Origin of the sequence: Thomasclavelia saccharogumia DSM 17460, from assembly GCF_000686665.1 — a bacterium.
Lineage (GTDB): Bacteria > Bacillota_I > Bacilli_A > Erysipelotrichales > Coprobacillaceae > Thomasclavelia > Thomasclavelia saccharogumia.
Genome location: NZ_JMLH01000031.1, coordinates 1 through 17,634, shown reverse-complemented (window position 1 = coordinate 17,634; position 17,634 = coordinate 1). Strand labels below are relative to the sequence as shown.

Here is a 17,634-nt window from a genome sequence, read left to right as displayed (position 1 = left end):
ATGGCTGATATAAAAAATGAAATTCCAGATCAAGAGTACGCATATGGTTTCAATGATGGTGATGTTTCAGTATTCAAAACACCTAAAGGAATCAATGAAGAAATTGTTACAGAAATATCTAAAATCAAGAATGAGCCAGAATGGATGCTGGAATATCGCTTAAAATCATATCGCTGTTTCATGGATAAACCAATGCCGACATGGGGCGTTGACCTAAGTCGTGTTGATTTTGATGAATATACATATTATATTCGTCCTAGTGATAAACAAACAAATAAGTGGGAAGAAGTACCAGAAACGATCAAAGAAACTTTTAATAAATTGGGTATTCCTGAAGCGGAACAAAAGTATTTATCTGGGGTAAGTACTCAGTATGAATCAGAAGTTGTTTATCATAATATGTTAAAAGAGGTTAATGAAAAAGGTGTTATTTTCTTAGATATTGATAGTGGTTTAAGAGAATATCCGGAATTATTTAAAGAATATTTTGATACTGTTATTCCTTATAATGACAATAAATTTTCAGCATTAAATGGTGCTGTCTGGTCTGGTGGATCGTTTATTTATGTACCTCCAGGGGTCAAATTAGAAAAACCATTACAATCTTACTTTAGAATCAATTCAGAGCAGATGGCTCAATTTGAAAGAACTTTGATCATTGTTGATAAGGGCGCCGATATTCATTATGTTGAAGGGTGTACAGCACCTAGTTATTCAAAAGACTCTTTACATGCTGGTGTAGTTGAAATCATTGTTAAAGAAGGAGCTAAATGTCGTTATACAACGATTCAAAACTGGTCAAACAATATTTTAAATCTTGTTACGCAAAGAGCTAAAGTGTTTAAAAATGGATCGATGGAATGGGTCGATGGAAATATTGGTAGTGCCGTAACGATGAAATATCCTACTTGTGTTTTAATGGAAGAAGGGGCTAAAGGATCATGTATTACGATTGCTGTAGCGGGTGAAAATCAAATCATGGATTCTGGTTCAAAGATGATTCATCTAGCACCAAATACTTCAAGCAGTATTGTCTCTAAATCGGTATCTCGTCGTGGTGGAAAAGTCAATTATCGCGGAATGGTCCAGCATGGTAAAAAAGCCTATAATGCTAAAAGCAAAGTTGAATGTGATACTTTGATTCTTGATGATATATCTACAAGTGATACGGTACCCGTTAACTGGATGTTAAATAATGAATCAATTATTGAACATGAAGCGACAGTATCAAAAGTTTCTGAAGAACAGTTGTTTTATTTGATGTCAAGAGGTCTAACGAAAAAAGAAGCAATGGAAATGATCGTAATGGGCTTTATTGAACCATTTGCACGAGAATTACCAATGGAATATGCTGTTGAATTAAATCAGTTGATAAAATTGGATTTTGGAGATCAAGGAATTGGATAAAGCAAAATTACGAAAAAAAATGATTCAAGCAAGATTAGATTTAGATAGAGATGAATATCTTACCAAATCTAATCTTATTATTTCTAAGTTAAAAAAGAATTCTGATTTTATCAACGCTAAAACTATTGGTATTTATGTGTCTTTTAGAAATGAAGTCAATACTATTTCTTTGATCGAAGAAATGCTGGCAGTAAAGAAAATATGTGTACCTAAAACTAAAAATCATGAAATGAATTTTTATACGATCAATTCATTAAAAGAATTAAAAAAAGGTAATTATGGTATTTTAGAACCTGATAATGATAAATTAGTTAATAAAAAAGATATCGATTTATTGATCGTTCCAATCGTATCTTATGATAAAGACCATAATCGCTTAGGATATGGCGGTGGTTATTATGATCGCTATTTAAAAGATTATGCAGGCAAGGTAATTGGTTTAGCGTTTACCTTTCAACAAGTAGAAAAACTGCCTGTAGAAAGATTTGATTTGCCAATAAAGACAATAATTGATGAAAAATAGATCTATGTTTGCTATAATAATGGATGTAAAGTAGGGTGAAATTATGTCAAGAGAGAAAACACTGGTTAAAAATACATTGATTATGGCAATTGGAACCTTTTTGCCAAGAATAATAAATTTATTAACGACACCGATCATTACCGGAACAACGACAGATGCTCAATATGGACAGCTGGATTTGGTAACGACGACGATTTTATCGTTTATTGTTCCTTTATGTACTTTGCAGTTAGAGCAAGCGTTGTTTAGGTTTTTAGTTGATGCTAAAAGTGTTAATGAACAAAAAAGAGTAATTACAAATGGTTATATAATGATTTTTACGTTGATGTTGATTGTCGGGATTATTTGTTTTTTTGTGCCTATTGATTTATTTAATGGGAGTTATAAGTTTTTAGTTATTGGTTATATTTGGATCGAAATTCTTGCTACAACATCACGATTTGTTTTGCGAGCATTTTCTAAATATAAGGAATATTCTATTTTGGCAGCATTAGTTGTAATTGTAAATTTTATTATTGTATCTATTTGTTTGTTATGGTTAAAAACCGGATATATTGGTGTATTGATTGCTTTAACGCTGGCGGATGTGGCAGGTTTTATGTATGTTCTTTTTGTATGTAATATCTTTAGTTATTTTAATTTAAAATATTTTAGAATTGAGTATGCTTCAAAAATGCTGCAGTATGCTTTGCCATTTATCCCTAATACAGTATCATGGTATATCAATCAGTTATCAGATCGCTGGATCATTTCAATATTTTTAGGAGCAGGAGCAAATGGAATTTATGCATTGGCAAATAAAATTCCTTCAATCGTCAATATCTTATATCCAGCTTTTAATCTTGCCTGGACTGATTCGGCAACAAGAAGTGTCAATGATCCTGATAGTGGTCGATATTATAATCGAATGTTTAAGATGCTATTTTGTATTGTTTCAGCGGGAACTGTTTTATTGCTTGCGGTTTCACCAATTATTTTTGAAATCTTATGTCAGAATGAATCTTTATATGAAGCATTTAATTATACACCAACTTTAATTATTGCTACTTATTTTTATTGTTTTTCACAATTTTTTGGAAGTATTTATGTAGCTGTGAAATGTGCTAAAAATATGTCAATTACGACAACGATGGCAGCGGGAATCAATATTATAATTAATTTGCTTTTGATTAATAAAATCGGAGTACAAGCTGCTGTACTTTCAACGCTAGTAGCTAATTTGTTTTTAGCAGGATATCGTTTTTATGATTTAAATAAAAATCATTATCGCTTAAGAATCAATAAACGATTAACTATTTTAACTGTTATAGTTATTGCCATAGTTTCATTACTAGCCTGGTCTAATGATCCAATTCTTTGGAGTTTGGATATTGTTTTAGCGTTTGGATATGCATATTTTATCTCAGGTGATATATTTATAGGAATGCTTAAGTCTTTTTTGAAAAGAAAATAAAGTAGCTGGAAGTTATTTCCAGTTATTTTTATTTGAAATTTATTTACTAAATTTATACCAGCTAATAAGAATTTATGATACAATTTGTAAAGGGTTTCAGGATAAAGTAACGGAGGGAAAACGAATGTACACAGTGGTAATTGCTGATGATGAAATAGCATTGCGTCGAGCAATGATAAAAAGAATTGATTGGCAAAAAATAGGTTTTGAAGTTATTGGTGAAGCTGAAAACGGAGTTGAAGCTTTAGAATTAGTAGAACGTTTAGAACCTGATCTTTTATTGACTGATATAAAAATGCCATTTATTTCAGGAATTAATTTAGCTAGAAAAGTAAGAGAAATCAGACCAGCAATGCAAATTGCTTTTTTAAGTGGTTATGATGATTTTAGTTATGCTCAGCAGGCAATTCAATATAATATCATCAAATATTTATTAAAACCAATTTCATCAAAAGAACTGACAAAAGAACTGATTGATATTAAAGAAAAGATGGATGCTATCAATCAATCTTTTATGGCTTCAATTGAAAGTGATCAGCAGCAGTTTTTAGTAGAAAGATTATTAATGCCGTTGATATTTGATACTGATTTTATTATTGATGATAAGCAAAAAGAATATGAAAATTTTCTTAACCAGGAAGCTGTTCAATTACAAATCAGGAGTAGTTTAGAGGAAAAAACAAAGTATTTAATGATGGTGATTCGTTATTTTGATAAAAAAGGGACAAATATCACAAATAGGCAGCATTTACCAGGGGTAAAAAGAATTATCAAAAAATATCTACGGTTTGGAACATTCTATTCTGGTAAAAAAATCATTACTTTACTTTCTGGGCAGGCTTGGGAAATCGATAAATATGTAAATATTATTGCTAATGAAATAGTTCAAAGCAGTGAACGAATTTTATGTGCTGATTGTTATTTGGGATTCAGCAATATAAGTGATTCTTTATTGAATGTTAATTTATTATATAATGAAGCAATAAGCGCTATTGAATATGGTCAGGGATCAAAACGAGGAATAAATTTTATTGGTGATATTAAGCGTACTTCAATGATTTGTTATGAAAATGTAGATAAAATTGCAAGTAAGATTGAAAAGTTGATTAAATCTGGGACCGATAGTGAAATAGAATTGTATTTATCTAGTGTTTTTGTAATGTTTATTGATCAAGGTGCGAGTCGGGCCGATATTGATTTATTGATGGTTAGAATTATTTCTTCTATTTGGGCTCTTGTATATTCTGTTTGTGATGCTAAATCTTCGTCTCTATTTTTTAGTAAAACTTCGCACTTATCAAATATATTTAATAAGTATTCTTTTAATGAAAAAAGAATATCTTTAATTAAATTTTGTATATTATCAAAAAATTTAATTAAAGATCAAAAAAAGATGAATAGTGAATTGATCTGTGATGAATTAATGGAAATAATTGATAAAGAATATAGTAATGAAGAATTATCGTTAGGTGTAGTTAGTGATAAATTACATGTAAGTATTAGTTATTTAAGCTCTTTGGTAAAAAAGAATATGGGAGAAACTTTTATTACTTTACTTACTAGAAAACGGATGGAAGTAGCTAAAGATCTTGTTTTGTATTCGTCAGCAAAAGTATTAGAAATTGCTTATAAATGTGGTTATAGTGATCAACATTATTTTAGTTATTGTTTTAAAAAACAATATGGTGTATCACCAAATAAAATGCGTGAACAAAATATGGTGGTAAATAATGAAGTTTAAAAAAAAGGATTTTTCGATTTCTATTTATTTATCACTATTTGTCATCACTATTATTATCATTGTCGTTTTTCTTTTAACGATTTCATTTAGACAAATATTAAAAGATAGTTTATTATCTACAGCTCAAACTAATTCAGAACAATCGGTAACCCAAGTCTTGAATACAATTGAAAATTATTCAAATGATATCTTAAATAAAATGAGTAATATGACAAAAATCATTAATGAATCTACTGATATTGTTAGTATTAAGGAATATATGGAAACGATGGTAAATATTAATGAAGATATTGTTTCTATTATTGTTTATGATATGGAAGGTAATATTTTAGATTATCAAAGCAATGCGGCTTTAAAAACTAATGTAAATAATAATTTATCATTTGATAAAACGTTATTTAGTAATAATCGCGATTATGCAATTACATCACCGCATGTCCAAAATCTTTTTGAGGGAAATTATCCCTGGGTTGTAACAGTATGTCAAAAACAATGGTCAAGCAGTTATGATAAACTTGTATATGTAGCAATGGATATTCGTTTTGTTTCAATTGCTCGTTACATTGATGATGTTGGAATCGGGGAGCATGGATATTGTTTTATTGTTAATAAAAATGATGATTTAGTATATCATCCTTTACAGCAGCTTATTTATTTGGATATAAAAGATGAAAAGATAAGTGAAGTAATTCATTATCGTGAAGGAAATACAATAAATAATGGTGTGATTTATACAGTTAAAGATGTTTCAGAATTTGATTGGCGTGTTGTTGGTGTTAGTTATGTTAATGAATTAGTAGATGATAAAGCAGCTACTGCGGTTAAATCAATTATTGTTATTGCCTTGCTGGTAATGATTTTTGCAATTGTCATTTTATTTATTTTATCTAAAAAGTTAACTAAACCAGTACGTTCTCTTGTTGAAGCAATGAGCATATTTGAAAAAAATGCTGTTGATTTTAAATATACGCCAGTAAAAGGTGCTAGTGAATTTAATAAATTATCTAGTTCTTTTGAACATATGGTTATTCAGATTCAAGAATTGATGGAAAAAGTTAAGAATGAAGAAGTTGCATTACGAAAAACAGAATTAAAAGCTTTACAGGCACAGATCAATCCTCATTTTTTATACAATACTTTAGATTCTATTCAATGGATGTGTGAAGAAGAAAAAACTGAAGATGCCATTACAATGGTTGGCGCATTAGCACAGTTATTTAGAATTAGTATTTCAAAAGGCTATGAACTGATCCCCATTGAAAAAGAAATTCAGCATGCTAAAAACTATTTAGTTATTCAAAGCTATCGTTATAAAGATCAATTTATTTATAACTTTGATATTGATGAAGAAGTTTTACCTTATTTATGTAATAAAATAACAATTCAACCAATTATCGAAAATGCCTTATATCATGGAATTTCTAGAATGGTTGATGAAGGCGAGATTTCTATTTCAGTGCATAAAGTCGGTAATGATATTATTATGAAAATTAAAGATAATGGTGTTGGAATGAGTGAGGAGCAGGTTCAAAATATTTTGAAAAAAGAACGAACTGATAGTAAAGGAATTGGCGTTAAAAACGTTAATGATCGAATAAAAATATATTTTGGCAATGATTATGGAATTGTTGTTGAAAGCGAATTAGATGTAGGAACAACAATTACGATCAAAATTCCTGCTGTGATGGAGGATAGATATAGTGTGTGATAAAATAAAAAAGATAACTATTGTAATTATATTGATGTTTGCATTAATTGGATGTAATAGTGTCAGTCGTAAAGTAAAAGTGGCAGTTATTGTTAAATCAACCACATCACAATTTTTTAAATCAGTTTTATCAGGAGCTAATGCTGCTAGTAAAGAATATAATTTAGATCTTACATTTAATGGTCCTGAAAATGAAGAGGATTATGCAACACAAATAAAAATGATGGAAAAAGCTATCAAGGATGATGTTGACGCGATTGTCTTATCAGCTATAGATTATCGTAAATTGGTAAAGAGTGTTGAAACTGCAGTTGAAGCAGGAATTCAAGTTGTTGTTATCGATAGTGATGTAGATTCAAAAAAAGTTCGTACTCGAATAAGTACAGATAATTATGAAGCTGGTAAGATGGCTGGGGAAACAGTGCTTAAATTACAGGATGATAAAATTCATCTAGGAATTGTAAATTTTGATATCAATACTGCAAATGGTCAAGAAAGAGAAAGTGGTTTGCGTAAAATATTGGAAAATGATGAGAGAATTTTATCTGTAAAAACTATTAATGTTCAATCAGCGGTTGATTATACGACCCAAGCAACTAAAGATATTTTATTACAGTATCCAGATATTAATGTTCTTGTTACTTTTAATGAATGGACAACACTTGGAGTTGGTTATGCAATTGAACAGCTGGAATATAAAGATAAAGTTTCTGTGATTGGTTTTGATAACAATCCTGTTTCTATTCAAATGTTAGAGGATGGCATAGTAGATGCATTAATTGTACAGAATCCTTTTGCAATTGGTTATTTAGGAGTAGAGGAAGCTTATTATTTATCAAGAGGACAAAGTAGTAAAGAAAACATTTATACTAAAACAGTAGTGATTACTAAAGATAATATGTTTCAAGAGGATAATCAAAAAATAGTTTTCCCATTCGATTGATCTTCCCGTAGAGGAAGATTTTTTATTGGAATAATTTTTTGCCTATAAAAGATAAGATATTATATTACAATATTTAATGCCAGCAAATAAAATATAAATAAGTGAAAACGAAATTATAGAGGAGGACTAAAAATGAAAAAAATATTATCGTTTTTATTATCATGTACCATGTTAGTATGTATGGCTTCAGTACTAACTGGTTGTGGCGGTGAAGGAGATGGAGATGTTCATGTATTCTATTATAATTACAGCGACACATATATCTCTAGTGTAAGAACTGCTTTAGGAAAACAATTGACAGATGCTGGTGTTAGTTACCAAGACTATGATGCCAATGGAAATCAGACAACACAAACAGAACAAGTGCAGACAGCAATTACTAAAGGGGCTAAAGTATTAGTTGTTAATATTGTAAATACGGGTTCTGATGATGCCGCACAAGGAATTGTAGATATGGCTAAAAAGGAAGATATTCCTGTAGTTTTCTTTAATCGTGAAGTTTCAGATAAAATCGTAAATGGCTATGATAAATGTGCATTTGTAGGAACAGATGCTGCGGAAGCAGGACATTTACAAGGAGAAATGATCGGTGAATATTTGTTAGCTAATTATGATGCTTATGATTTAAACAAAGATGGTGTTATTTCTTATATCTTATTTAAAGGTGAAGAAGGGAATAACGAAGCAATTTATCGTACTCAATATGCTGTAGAAGATGCCAATAAGAAACTAGTCGCAGCTGGTAAACCAGAATTGAGTTTCTATGATTCATCAAATAATGATAAATATTTGGTTGATAAAAATGGGCAATGGTCATCAACTGCAGCTAATGAATATATGACTACAGCCTTAGCTGCTTATAGTGACAGTCATAATAATATGATTGAGTTAGTTATTTGCAACAATGACGGTATGGCAGAAGGGGCTATTACAGCTTTAAATTCTGTTGGATATAATAATGGTGACGATGGTAAATCAATTCCAGTATTTGGAGTAGATGCTACAGATGCTGCGAAAGATTTAATTAAAAAGCAAAAAATGGCAGGAACTATTAAGCAAGATGCTGAGGGTATGGCAAAAGCAATTGCATTATTAACGCAAAATGCTTTAGACGAAAAAGATTTAATGGATGGAACAAAAGATTATAACGTGGATAAAAAAGCTGCTAAGATTCGTATCGCTTATGGTAAATATTTAGGAGATTAAAAAATAAGTGGGGTGTTTGGTTTGTTATCCAAACACCTCTTTAATTTTATGGATAAATAAAGGAGGGAAATTATGAGTGATGTTTTGTTGGAAATGAAAAACATTAGTAAAGAATTTCCAGGTGTAAAAGCATTAGATAATGTTTCATTGACAGTAAAACGTGGGACCGTTCACGCACTGATGGGCGAAAATGGAGCCGGTAAATCTACTTTGATGAAATGCTTATTTGGAATGTATGTTAAGGATAGTGGTCAGATTTTTTTAGAAGGAACAGAAGTTAATTTTAAAAACTCTAAAGATGCTTTAGAGCATGGTGTGGCAATGGTACATCAGGAATTAAATCAGGCTTTAAAAAGAAATGTCATGGATAATATTTGGTTAGGAAGATATCCTACTAAATTTAAAATTATGACATCTGAAAGTATTATGTATAAAAATACTAAGGCAATTTTTAAAGATTTGGATATTGATGTCGATCCGAAAAGAATTATGAGTACGATGTCAGTTTCTAATCGACAAATGGTAGAGATTGCTAAAGCAGTATCATATAATTCTAAAATTATTGTTTTAGATGAACCTACTTCCTCATTAAATGAACAGGAAGTGGAACATTTATTTAGAATTATTAATATGCTGCGTGATCGAGGCTGTGGAATCATATATATTTCTCATAAAATGGAAGAAATTTTAAAAATAAGTGACGAAGTTACGATCATGCGCGATGGACAATGGATCTCTACTAAACCAGCTAGTGAGCTAACGATGGATAAGATTATTAAGCTGATGGTAGGAAGAGAACTAACTAATCGTTTTCCTCCTAAAACAAATGAAATCGGAGAAGTTGTTTTAGAAGTAGATAAATTAACAGGTATGTATAATCATATTAAAGATATTACGTTTAATGTAAAACGTGGTGAAATCGTGGGAATTGCTGGATTAGATGGTTCAGGACGTACAGAAGTTGTAGAAACTCTTTTTGGAATAGCAACGAAAAAAGATGGAACGATTAAAATTGATGGTAAAGTTATCAAAAATAAATCAGCTCGTGAATCAATAAAAAATGGTTTTGCTTTGTTGACTGAAGAAAGAAGGGCAACTGGTATTTTTGGAATTTTAGATATTAGAGAAAATACTACTATTTCCAATTTAGACAGTTATGTAAAAAATCATTTGTATTTAAGTGATAAGCAAATGAAGCTCGATACCCAATGGTCGATTGGAGCAATGAGAATTAAAACCCCTTCTCAAAGTACGCAAATAAGATCATTATCAGGAGGAAATCAGCAAAAAGTAATTTTAGGGCGCTGGTTACTTACAAATCCTGAGGTCTTATTATTAGATGAGCCAACAAGAGGAATTGATGTTGGGGCTAAATACGAAATTTATCAGTTGATTATTGATCTAGCAAGTAAAGGAAGATCTGTAATTATGGTATCTTCAGAAATGCCAGAGTTACTTGGAGTTTGTGATCGAATTTTGGTAATGTCTGGGGGAAGACTTGCCGGTGAAGTAGATGCTAAAACAGCAACTCAAGAAGAAATTATGACACTTGCAACAAAATATGTATAAAGGAGAATTATTATATGACAAAAATATTTAGTGGGATAACTAGACAATATAATGATTTTAAGCAATTAAACAGCAAAGATAAAAAAACATATTTAAAAGAATTACTTATCAATAATTCTTTATATATTTTTATGATCATTGCTATAATTGCAATTCAAATCATTAGTCCTAAATTTTTATCTAGTTCATCAATTATTAATATTATTTCACTTTCAGCGGCAAATTTACCTATTGCTTTAGGAATCGCAGGATGTATTATTTTGACTGGAACTGACTTATCTGCTGGACGTATCGTAGGTTTAGTGGCTTGTATTTCAGCTTCGCTTTTACAAGCATCAGGATATGCTAATAAAATGTTTCCTGATCTTGCAACAATGCCTATTTTTGTGGTTTTATTACTAGCAATTGCTATTGGAGCAGTCGTTGGGTTTGTAAATGGTTTCTGTGTTTCTAAGTTTAGTTTACATCCATTTATTGTAACTTTAGCTACCCAATTGATCGTATATGGTATTTTATTGATGTATTTGATGATCGGTACTAATAATGGGCAATCAATTTCAGGATTAGATGCTAGTTATACAGGTTTTATTGCAGGAACAGCTATTAGTATTGGTGGTAAAGGAATTCCAAACTTTGTTTGGTATTCGATCGTAATTACGATCATTATGTGGTTTATTTGGAATAAAACAAAATTTGGTAAAAATATGTTTGCAGTTGGATCTAATCCAGATGCTGCTAATGTATCTGGAGTAAATGTTTCAAGAACGATTATCATGGTATTTGTGTTAGCGGGAATCATGTATGGGTTGACAGGTTTTGTTGAATCAGCGCGAATTGGTTCAAATAGTGCTGCAACGGGGTTAAACTATGAATTGGATGCAATTGCTGCCTGTGTTATCGGTGGAGTATCATTTGTTGGTGGTATAGGAAAGATCCGTGGTGTAATTATTGGTGTTGTTTTATTACGAATTATCTTTGTTGGATTAACTTTTTTAAGTATTGATGCGAATATGCAGTATATTATTAAAGGATTGATCATTTTAGTTGCTTGTGCAATTGATATGCGAAAATATTTAGTAAGAAAATAAAATTGGTGATAATATGAATGAAGAACAAGAGATTGAAAAAAAACAGAAAACATGGGGCTCTGGTGGAGGAATGTATCGAGGGGTCAATGTTCCTGTTAAAATGTTAAATTATATAATTGTTATTTTAATGGTTATTTTAATTGGTGTTGTCATTTTTTTAGGAATCAATGGTCATTTTACAGTTACTTTAGAAACTAATGGTGGTGGAAAAATAAAGCCGATTGAATGTAAAATTGGTGATTCAATTGAAATTGAAAAACCACAAAAAGCAGGTTATACTTTTGATGGCTGGTATCTTGATCAGGACTTAAAGCATCAATGGAATCCTGACAAACAAAAAGTTGAACAAAGTATGACTTTATATGCTTCTTGGAAACCTAATAAAATAAATGTTATATTTGATTATGATGGTGGTAATGAACTTATACAATCTAAAGAAGTTGTTTATAATGATACTTATGGTAAATTGCCTCAGCCAACTAAAGAAGGATATCAGTTTTTAGGCTGGATCTATAGTGGTGAAGTTATTACTGGTGATACAGTTGTAACAGTAAATGGTGAACACGTTTTAAAGGCTTTATGGCAATCTCAATAATTTTTCAATAATCACTGTAACCAAGTCTTGATTAGACTTGGTTTTTTAGTTTAGATATTATATTTAAACAATTTTCTTATTAATATTTTTGTATAGTTTATTAAGAGTATAGATAGGAGGATAAAATGGAGGCTTATCAAAAATCTTTTAAAGAGGTTCAAAATGAATTAGGGGTATTTAATCAGGGGTTAAATAAAAAACAAATTTATAAATATAAACAGTTATTTGGTAAAAATGAAATAGTTAGTGAAAAACAAGAAAGTGCGATTGCAATATTTATTGATCAATTTAAAGATCTTTTAGTTATTATTTTAATTGTTGCGGGAATTATTTCAGCAATCAGTGGTGAATTTGAAAGTACTTTAGTAATTTTGATAGTAATTAGTCTAAATGCAGCATTAGGAACTTTTCAAACAGTTAAAGCACAAAAATCTATCGATAGTTTAAAGAAACTATCGATACCTAAAGTTAAAGTTATTCGTGATGGCAAAGTCCAGATAATCAATTCAAATGAGTTAGTAGTGGGAGATATTGTAAATATTGAAGCTGGTGATATTATAGCCGGAGATGGAAGATTAAAAGAAGCGGTTAATCTCCAGGTTAATGAAAGTGCTTTAACAGGCGAATCAAATAGTGTTGAAAAACAGCTGTTACCAATTGAAAAGAAATGTACTATTGGGGATATGAATAATATGGTCTTTTCAGGTAGTTTAGTAACGAATGGGACAGGACAGTATATTGTTACAGCAGTGGGTATGAAAAGTGAGTTGGGAAAAATAGCTGGAATGCTTAATGAGACAAAACAAAGAAAGACGCCTTTACAAAGAACATTGGATGAGTTTTCTGTTAAGTTATCAATTGCTATTATTTCTATTTGTATTATTGTGTTAATAATGAGTGTCTTTATTGCTAAAGAAAATATTTTAGATTCATTAATGATTGCTGTAGCTTTAGCTGTTGCGGCAATTCCCGAGGCATTAGGATCAATAGTAACAATCGTTTTATCAATTTCAACTCAAAAAATGGCAAAAGAAAATGCTATTATTAAAAATTTAAATGCAGTTGAGAGTTTAGGTTGTGTTTCAGTAATATGCTCAGATAAAACCGGAACACTGACCCAAAACAAAATGACAGCAATAGATATATATACAAATAAAAAAATAGTTTCTGTAAATGATATGGATCATCATCAATATAATCATTGTCTTATGTTAAAAGCATTTGCATTATGTAATAATGCTGCAATCAACAATAATCAGCAGGTAGGCAATCCTACTGAATTAGCATTATTAAATCTTTATCACGACTATACAATTAAACATCCCTTTAAGTTAATTGCCAAAAGACAATTAGAATTACCTTTTGATTCAACTCGTAAATTAATGAGTGTTAGCTCTAAAAATCATCTATATACTAAAGGTGCGCCAGATGTTTTATTACAACGTTGTAATAGAATCTTAGTTGATGGGTATAAAGAAATTTTATCTGAAATTGAACGAAGAAGAATTTTAAAACAAAATGAAGACTTTGCTAAAAAAGGATTACGGGTCATAGCGGTAGCGTATAAGGAATTTTATAAAAATACGCTGGATGTTAGGGATGAGACTGATCTAATATTTGTAGGATTAGTATCATTGATCGATCCGCCACGTAAAGAAAGCAAAGAGGCAGTAAAAAATTGTCTTGTTGCCGGAATTAAACCAATTATGATAACAGGTGATCATGTTGTTACGGCCTGCAGTATTGCTAAAAATATCGGTATTTATCAAGATGGAGATATTTGTCTTGAAGGGGTTCAGTTAGAAAGAATGACAGATCGAGAATTAGCAAATGTTTTACCAAGGGTGAGTGTTTATGCTAGAGTTGCCCCAGAGCATAAAATAAGAATTGTAAAAGCTTGGCAAAATCAAGGACAGATCGTTGCAATGACAGGTGATGGGGTCAATGATGCGCCAGCTTTAAAACAAAGTGATATAGGTGTAGCAATGGGAATTTCTGGTAGTGAGGTTTCTAAAGATGCTGCTAGTATGATTTTAACTGATGATAATTTTGCTACGATCGTACAAGCAATAATTACGGGACGTAATGTTTATACAAATATAAAAAATGCGATAATTTATTTATTATCAGGGAATTTAGCGGCAATAATCTGTGTATTAATTACTTCGTTTATGATTTTACCAACACCATTTTTACCAGTGCACCTTTTATTTATCAATTTAATTACAGACTCTCTTCCAGCTATTGCAATTGGGATGGAACAGGGAAGTAATGAAATTTTAAAACAAAAACCTCGTGGCATGAATGACTCTCTATTAAATAAAGAAACGTTATTACAAATTAGTTTTGAAGGAGTGATTATTTGTATTTTTACAATGTTATCCTACTTTGTAGGCTTAAAAACTGATGAACTATCAGCATCATCAATGGCTTTTGGGACATTATGTTTGGCGCGGCTATTACATGGTTTTAATTGTCGCAGCAGTTTACCATTATATAAGATGCCATTAAATTATTATAGTATTGGAGCTTTTATTATTGGAACAGTTTTATTGGGCTGGATTTTAGTTTCTCCAAATTTTCATACTGTCTTTTCTATTAGTGAATTAGATTTACGTCATTTAGCAATGATTTTTGTTTTTGCAACAATGCCTAGTATTATTATTCAGTTATATAAGGTGGCTGTCACAAAGCATATTTGATAGGGCTGTTTAATATACTATATTGGTGATTTGATGAAAAAACGATATTTGTTCATTATTATTATAGTGATTTTGGGTGTTATATTACATTTTTTGAGTGTAAGTATAACACCAATGTTAAAGAAAATCGCCACCAAAGAAATAGATCGTTTTTGTCAAATGGTAATCAATAATACACCTTTTCCCGTTGAATTAGATCATCAGGAATTAATAAAAGTAAATCGTAGTGGTAATGAGATTTCAACGATTAATTTTGATACTAATTATGCCTCGAGTATTGGAGCAAAAATAGTAAATAATTTAGATGAATTATTTGTTTCGTTAGAGGAAGGAGCATATAAAAAAACAGATGATACATTTTATCAACGTAAATTGGAAGAAATCAGTAATAATGGTGGTGTCATTGCTAGTGTACCGTTAGGGATGATGACAGATAATCCTTTTTTAGCTGAAGTAGGACCAAAAATAAAAATTAGATATAAAACCATTTCTGCGATTACCTGTACTGTAAACAAAGAAATAAAGAGTTATGGTGTTAATCATGTAATGGTTTCATTATCCTTAACGATTAAAATTAAAATGATGGTTCTGTTGCCATTTTATAATGAAGAATTTAATAAAGCTTATGATTATCCATTAGTAATTGAAATTATTGAAGGGGAGGTGCCTAATTGGTATCAAAACTAGAAATATTACAACGTTTTTATCAAATTTATATAGATCAAGAAAGTGACTATTTTACGTATCAAAATAATAATTATTATTTTTGTAGAATAAATAATTTTACAAATAACTATTCGTATTATATTCATAGTTTAAATTTAGCTGGTTTTACAGTTGTAAATAATTGTTTTGATCGTCCTGTAACTATGAATCATATTTTATATATTTATCAAATTGAACCATATACATTAGATATGTTTATTCATCGGTCAATGATTCCAATTCCTTCCACGATTGAAGTGGTAAAAATAAAAGAAAGCTGGTGTAAAATTTTAGATGAAGCAAAATGCAAAATAGGTAATTATGCTTCTAGAATCAGTCACTTTGAACATTTTGTAGTATTATCATATTATTATCAAGGATTGGGGGAATGTGCTATCAGTATTTTAAATCAGATAAAATCTATTAAACTGCCAGCTGGGATAGAACACTTTTATTTAGAAGATAACTATGAAACATTGTGTTGTCCAAGTAATTTTGTTATTGCTTCAAGAATCAAAGATTTAACTACCGGATATAAAAATAATTTAATTATGATCAATGAGTTAGAAGAATATATAAATAGTGCCAATCTAACAAATGATGAATTAGTATATTTATATGCACGTTTATTATTTCCAGGTGAATTTATGCAGCTGGCAATAAATGATGATTGTAATGATAATTTAATCAAAGCAAAACTGCTTAAGATTTATCAAAATATTGATAATGAAAAAGAAATGCTTAACCAGGCTTATCAATTATTGAGCAAATACACATATATTCCTAAAATAGCATGGCTTTAAATACTCTTAACTGTCTGGATAGCCTTATTTTATTGGGTTTACAGACAGTTTTAATTTTTAACTGTAAATAAGTTAGGGGTTACTGTTATTAAAAAGATAAATAAGATTGATTTTAATTAAAATAATTAGTAAAATTTTTATATGATAGAAGGGGGTAATAGTTTGATGCAGGAGTTAAAAAAAAGAATAAATAGCTTTAAATATGCATTTGAAGGAATAATAATGACGATTAGATCAGAAACAAATATGAAGATTCATTTGTTTGTAATGCTTTTAGTAATTGTTGCGGGAGTTGTTTTAAAGCTGAGTGCTGTGCAATGGAAAATATGTATTATCTTATTTTCATTAGTTATTGCTGGTGAATTATTTAATACGGCAATAGAAGCAGTAGTTGACATGGTAATGCCTGAATTTCATCCTAAAGCTAAGATTGCTAAAGATGCAGCGGCAGGCGGGGTTCTTGTTCTAGCAATCGGTGCAGCAATAATTGGCTTAATGATATTTATTCCTAAAATAATTGCTCTTATATAATTTTATTTGTTACAAAATATAAAATGCTAAGTTCTATTTATAAAGAACTTAGCATTTTAATATGAGTTTAAATGTAAATAAAAAGCCGATTACATCGACTATTTTTTATTCATGGAGCGGGTGATGGGAATCGAACCCACGTAGTCAGCTTGGAAGGCTGAAGTTCTACCATTGAACTACACCCGCAATTTCAACGTACCAATATAATATCATAAGTTTAAGATATTTGCAATAACTTTTTAAAAAATGGTGACCCGCAGGCGATTCGAACGCCTGACCCTCTGATTAAAAGTCAGATGCTCTACCGGCTGAGCTAGCGGGTCATCTTGGCTGGGGTACCTGGATTCGAACCAGGGAGATGACAGAGTCAAAGTCTGTTGCCTTACCGCTTGGCTATACCCCAATTAGATGGTGGAGGAGGGCGGATTCGAACCACCGAACCAAAGGAACTGAGTTACAGTCAGCCGCGTTTAGCCACTTCGCTACTCCTCCATTATGGTGCCGGCTAAAGGACTTGAACCCTCAACCTACTGATTACAAGTCAGTTGCTCTACCAGTTGAGCTAAGCCGGCTTATTTACTTTATGGTGGAGGTTAACGGGCTCGAACCGCTGACCCTCTGCTTGTAAGGCAGATGCTCTCCCAACTGAGCTAAACCTCC

Annotated in this window: 14 protein-coding genes and 6 tRNA genes; 14 read left to right on the top strand and 6 right to left on the bottom strand. The window is 30.7% G+C overall.

Features of this window, described 5'->3' with window-relative positions; all coding sequences use genetic code 11:
* From sufB to BR82_RS0108190, 14 genes are all read left to right on the top strand, one after another.
* Positions 1-1,407: a Fe-S cluster assembly protein SufB gene (gene sufB / locus BR82_RS0108255; RefSeq protein ID WP_024722259.1), complete on the top strand. Its 1,407-nt coding sequence runs from the start codon at positions 1-3 to the stop codon at positions 1,405-1,407.
* Entirely contained in the window at positions 1,400-1,930 is a 531-nt protein-coding gene (locus tag BR82_RS0108250; protein ID WP_027089806.1) for a 5-formyltetrahydrofolate cyclo-ligase, read from the top strand. Before sufB ends, BR82_RS0108250 begins: the two co-directional genes overlap by 8 nt.
* Before the next feature lie 43 nt (positions 1,931-1,973).
* Positions 1,974-3,383: a lipopolysaccharide biosynthesis protein gene (locus BR82_RS0108245; RefSeq protein ID WP_027089805.1), complete on the top strand. Its 1,410-nt coding sequence runs from the start codon at positions 1,974-1,976 to the stop codon at positions 3,381-3,383.
* 124 nt (positions 3,384-3,507) lie between these two features.
* Positions 3,508-5,124 carry a response regulator transcription factor gene (locus BR82_RS0108240; RefSeq protein WP_027089804.1) on the top strand — a complete coding sequence of 539 codons (1,617 nt, stop codon included), beginning with the start codon at positions 3,508-3,510 and terminating at the stop codon, positions 5,122-5,124.
* Positions 5,114-6,832: a cache domain-containing sensor histidine kinase gene (locus BR82_RS0108235; RefSeq protein WP_027089803.1), complete on the top strand. Its 1,719-nt coding sequence runs from the start codon at positions 5,114-5,116 to the stop codon at positions 6,830-6,832. Before BR82_RS0108240 ends, BR82_RS0108235 begins: the two co-directional genes overlap by 11 nt.
* Positions 6,825-7,775, top strand: coding sequence for a substrate-binding domain-containing protein (locus BR82_RS0108230; RefSeq protein ID WP_205618743.1), 951 nt, complete (start codon positions 6,825-6,827; stop codon positions 7,773-7,775). The genes BR82_RS0108235 and BR82_RS0108230 overlap by 8 nt, the downstream gene beginning before the upstream one ends.
* A 132-nt stretch (positions 7,776-7,907) precedes the next feature.
* The gene (locus BR82_RS0108225) at positions 7,908-8,981 is read left to right on the top strand and encodes a galactose ABC transporter substrate-binding protein (protein ID WP_027089801.1); all 1,074 of its coding nucleotides are present in this window, start codon (positions 7,908-7,910) and stop codon (positions 8,979-8,981) included.
* Positions 8,982-9,053: 72 nt separating this feature from the next.
* Positions 9,054-10,550, top strand: a complete 1,497-nt coding sequence (locus BR82_RS0108220) for a sugar ABC transporter ATP-binding protein (protein WP_027089800.1) — start codon at positions 9,054-9,056, stop codon at positions 10,548-10,550.
* Between the two features lie 14 nt (positions 10,551-10,564).
* On the top strand, positions 10,565-11,638 hold the full coding sequence (locus BR82_RS0108215; RefSeq protein ID WP_051592787.1) for a galactose/methyl galactoside ABC transporter permease MglC: 1,074 nt from the start codon (positions 10,565-10,567) through the stop codon (positions 11,636-11,638).
* A gap of 13 nt (positions 11,639-11,651) precedes the next feature.
* Positions 11,652-12,233 carry an InlB B-repeat-containing protein gene (locus tag BR82_RS0108210; RefSeq protein WP_027089798.1) on the top strand — a complete coding sequence of 194 codons (582 nt, stop codon included), beginning with the start codon at positions 11,652-11,654 and terminating at the stop codon, positions 12,231-12,233.
* A 125-nt stretch (positions 12,234-12,358) separates the two neighbouring features.
* Entirely contained in the window at positions 12,359-14,935 is a 2,577-nt protein-coding gene (locus tag BR82_RS0108205; RefSeq protein WP_027089797.1) for a cation-translocating P-type ATPase, read from the top strand.
* 33 nt (positions 14,936-14,968) lie between these two features.
* The gene (locus BR82_RS0108200) at positions 14,969-15,622 is read left to right on the top strand and encodes a sporulation protein YunB (protein ID WP_027089796.1); all 654 of its coding nucleotides are present in this window, start codon (positions 14,969-14,971) and stop codon (positions 15,620-15,622) included.
* Positions 15,607-16,443: a hypothetical protein gene (locus BR82_RS0108195; protein WP_027089795.1), complete on the top strand. Its 837-nt coding sequence runs from the start codon at positions 15,607-15,609 to the stop codon at positions 16,441-16,443. The genes BR82_RS0108200 and BR82_RS0108195 overlap by 16 nt, the downstream gene beginning before the upstream one ends.
* Before the next feature lie 165 nt (positions 16,444-16,608).
* Positions 16,609-16,974, top strand: coding sequence for a diacylglycerol kinase family protein (locus BR82_RS0108190; RefSeq protein ID WP_027089794.1), 366 nt, complete (start codon positions 16,609-16,611; stop codon positions 16,972-16,974).
* A 112-nt stretch (positions 16,975-17,086) separates the two neighbouring features.
* Here BR82_RS0108190 and BR82_RS0108185 read toward each other — a convergent pair.
* The 6 genes from BR82_RS0108185 to BR82_RS0108160 all read right to left on the bottom strand — a co-directional run bounded on the left by BR82_RS0108185 (position 17,087) and on the right by BR82_RS0108160 (position 17,634).
* Positions 17,087-17,160, bottom strand: a tRNA-Gly gene (locus BR82_RS0108185).
* Between the two features lie 61 nt (positions 17,161-17,221).
* A tRNA-Lys gene (locus tag BR82_RS0108180) sits at positions 17,222-17,297 on the bottom strand.
* Positions 17,298-17,301: 4 nt separating this feature from the next.
* Positions 17,302-17,377 (bottom strand) — tRNA-Gln (locus BR82_RS0108175).
* Between the two features lie 6 nt (positions 17,378-17,383).
* Positions 17,384-17,466, bottom strand: a tRNA-Tyr gene (locus BR82_RS0108170).
* A gap of 4 nt (positions 17,467-17,470) precedes the next feature.
* Positions 17,471-17,546 (bottom strand) — tRNA-Thr (locus BR82_RS0108165).
* A gap of 12 nt (positions 17,547-17,558) precedes the next feature.
* Positions 17,559-17,634: transfer RNA gene (locus tag BR82_RS0108160), tRNA-Val, on the bottom strand.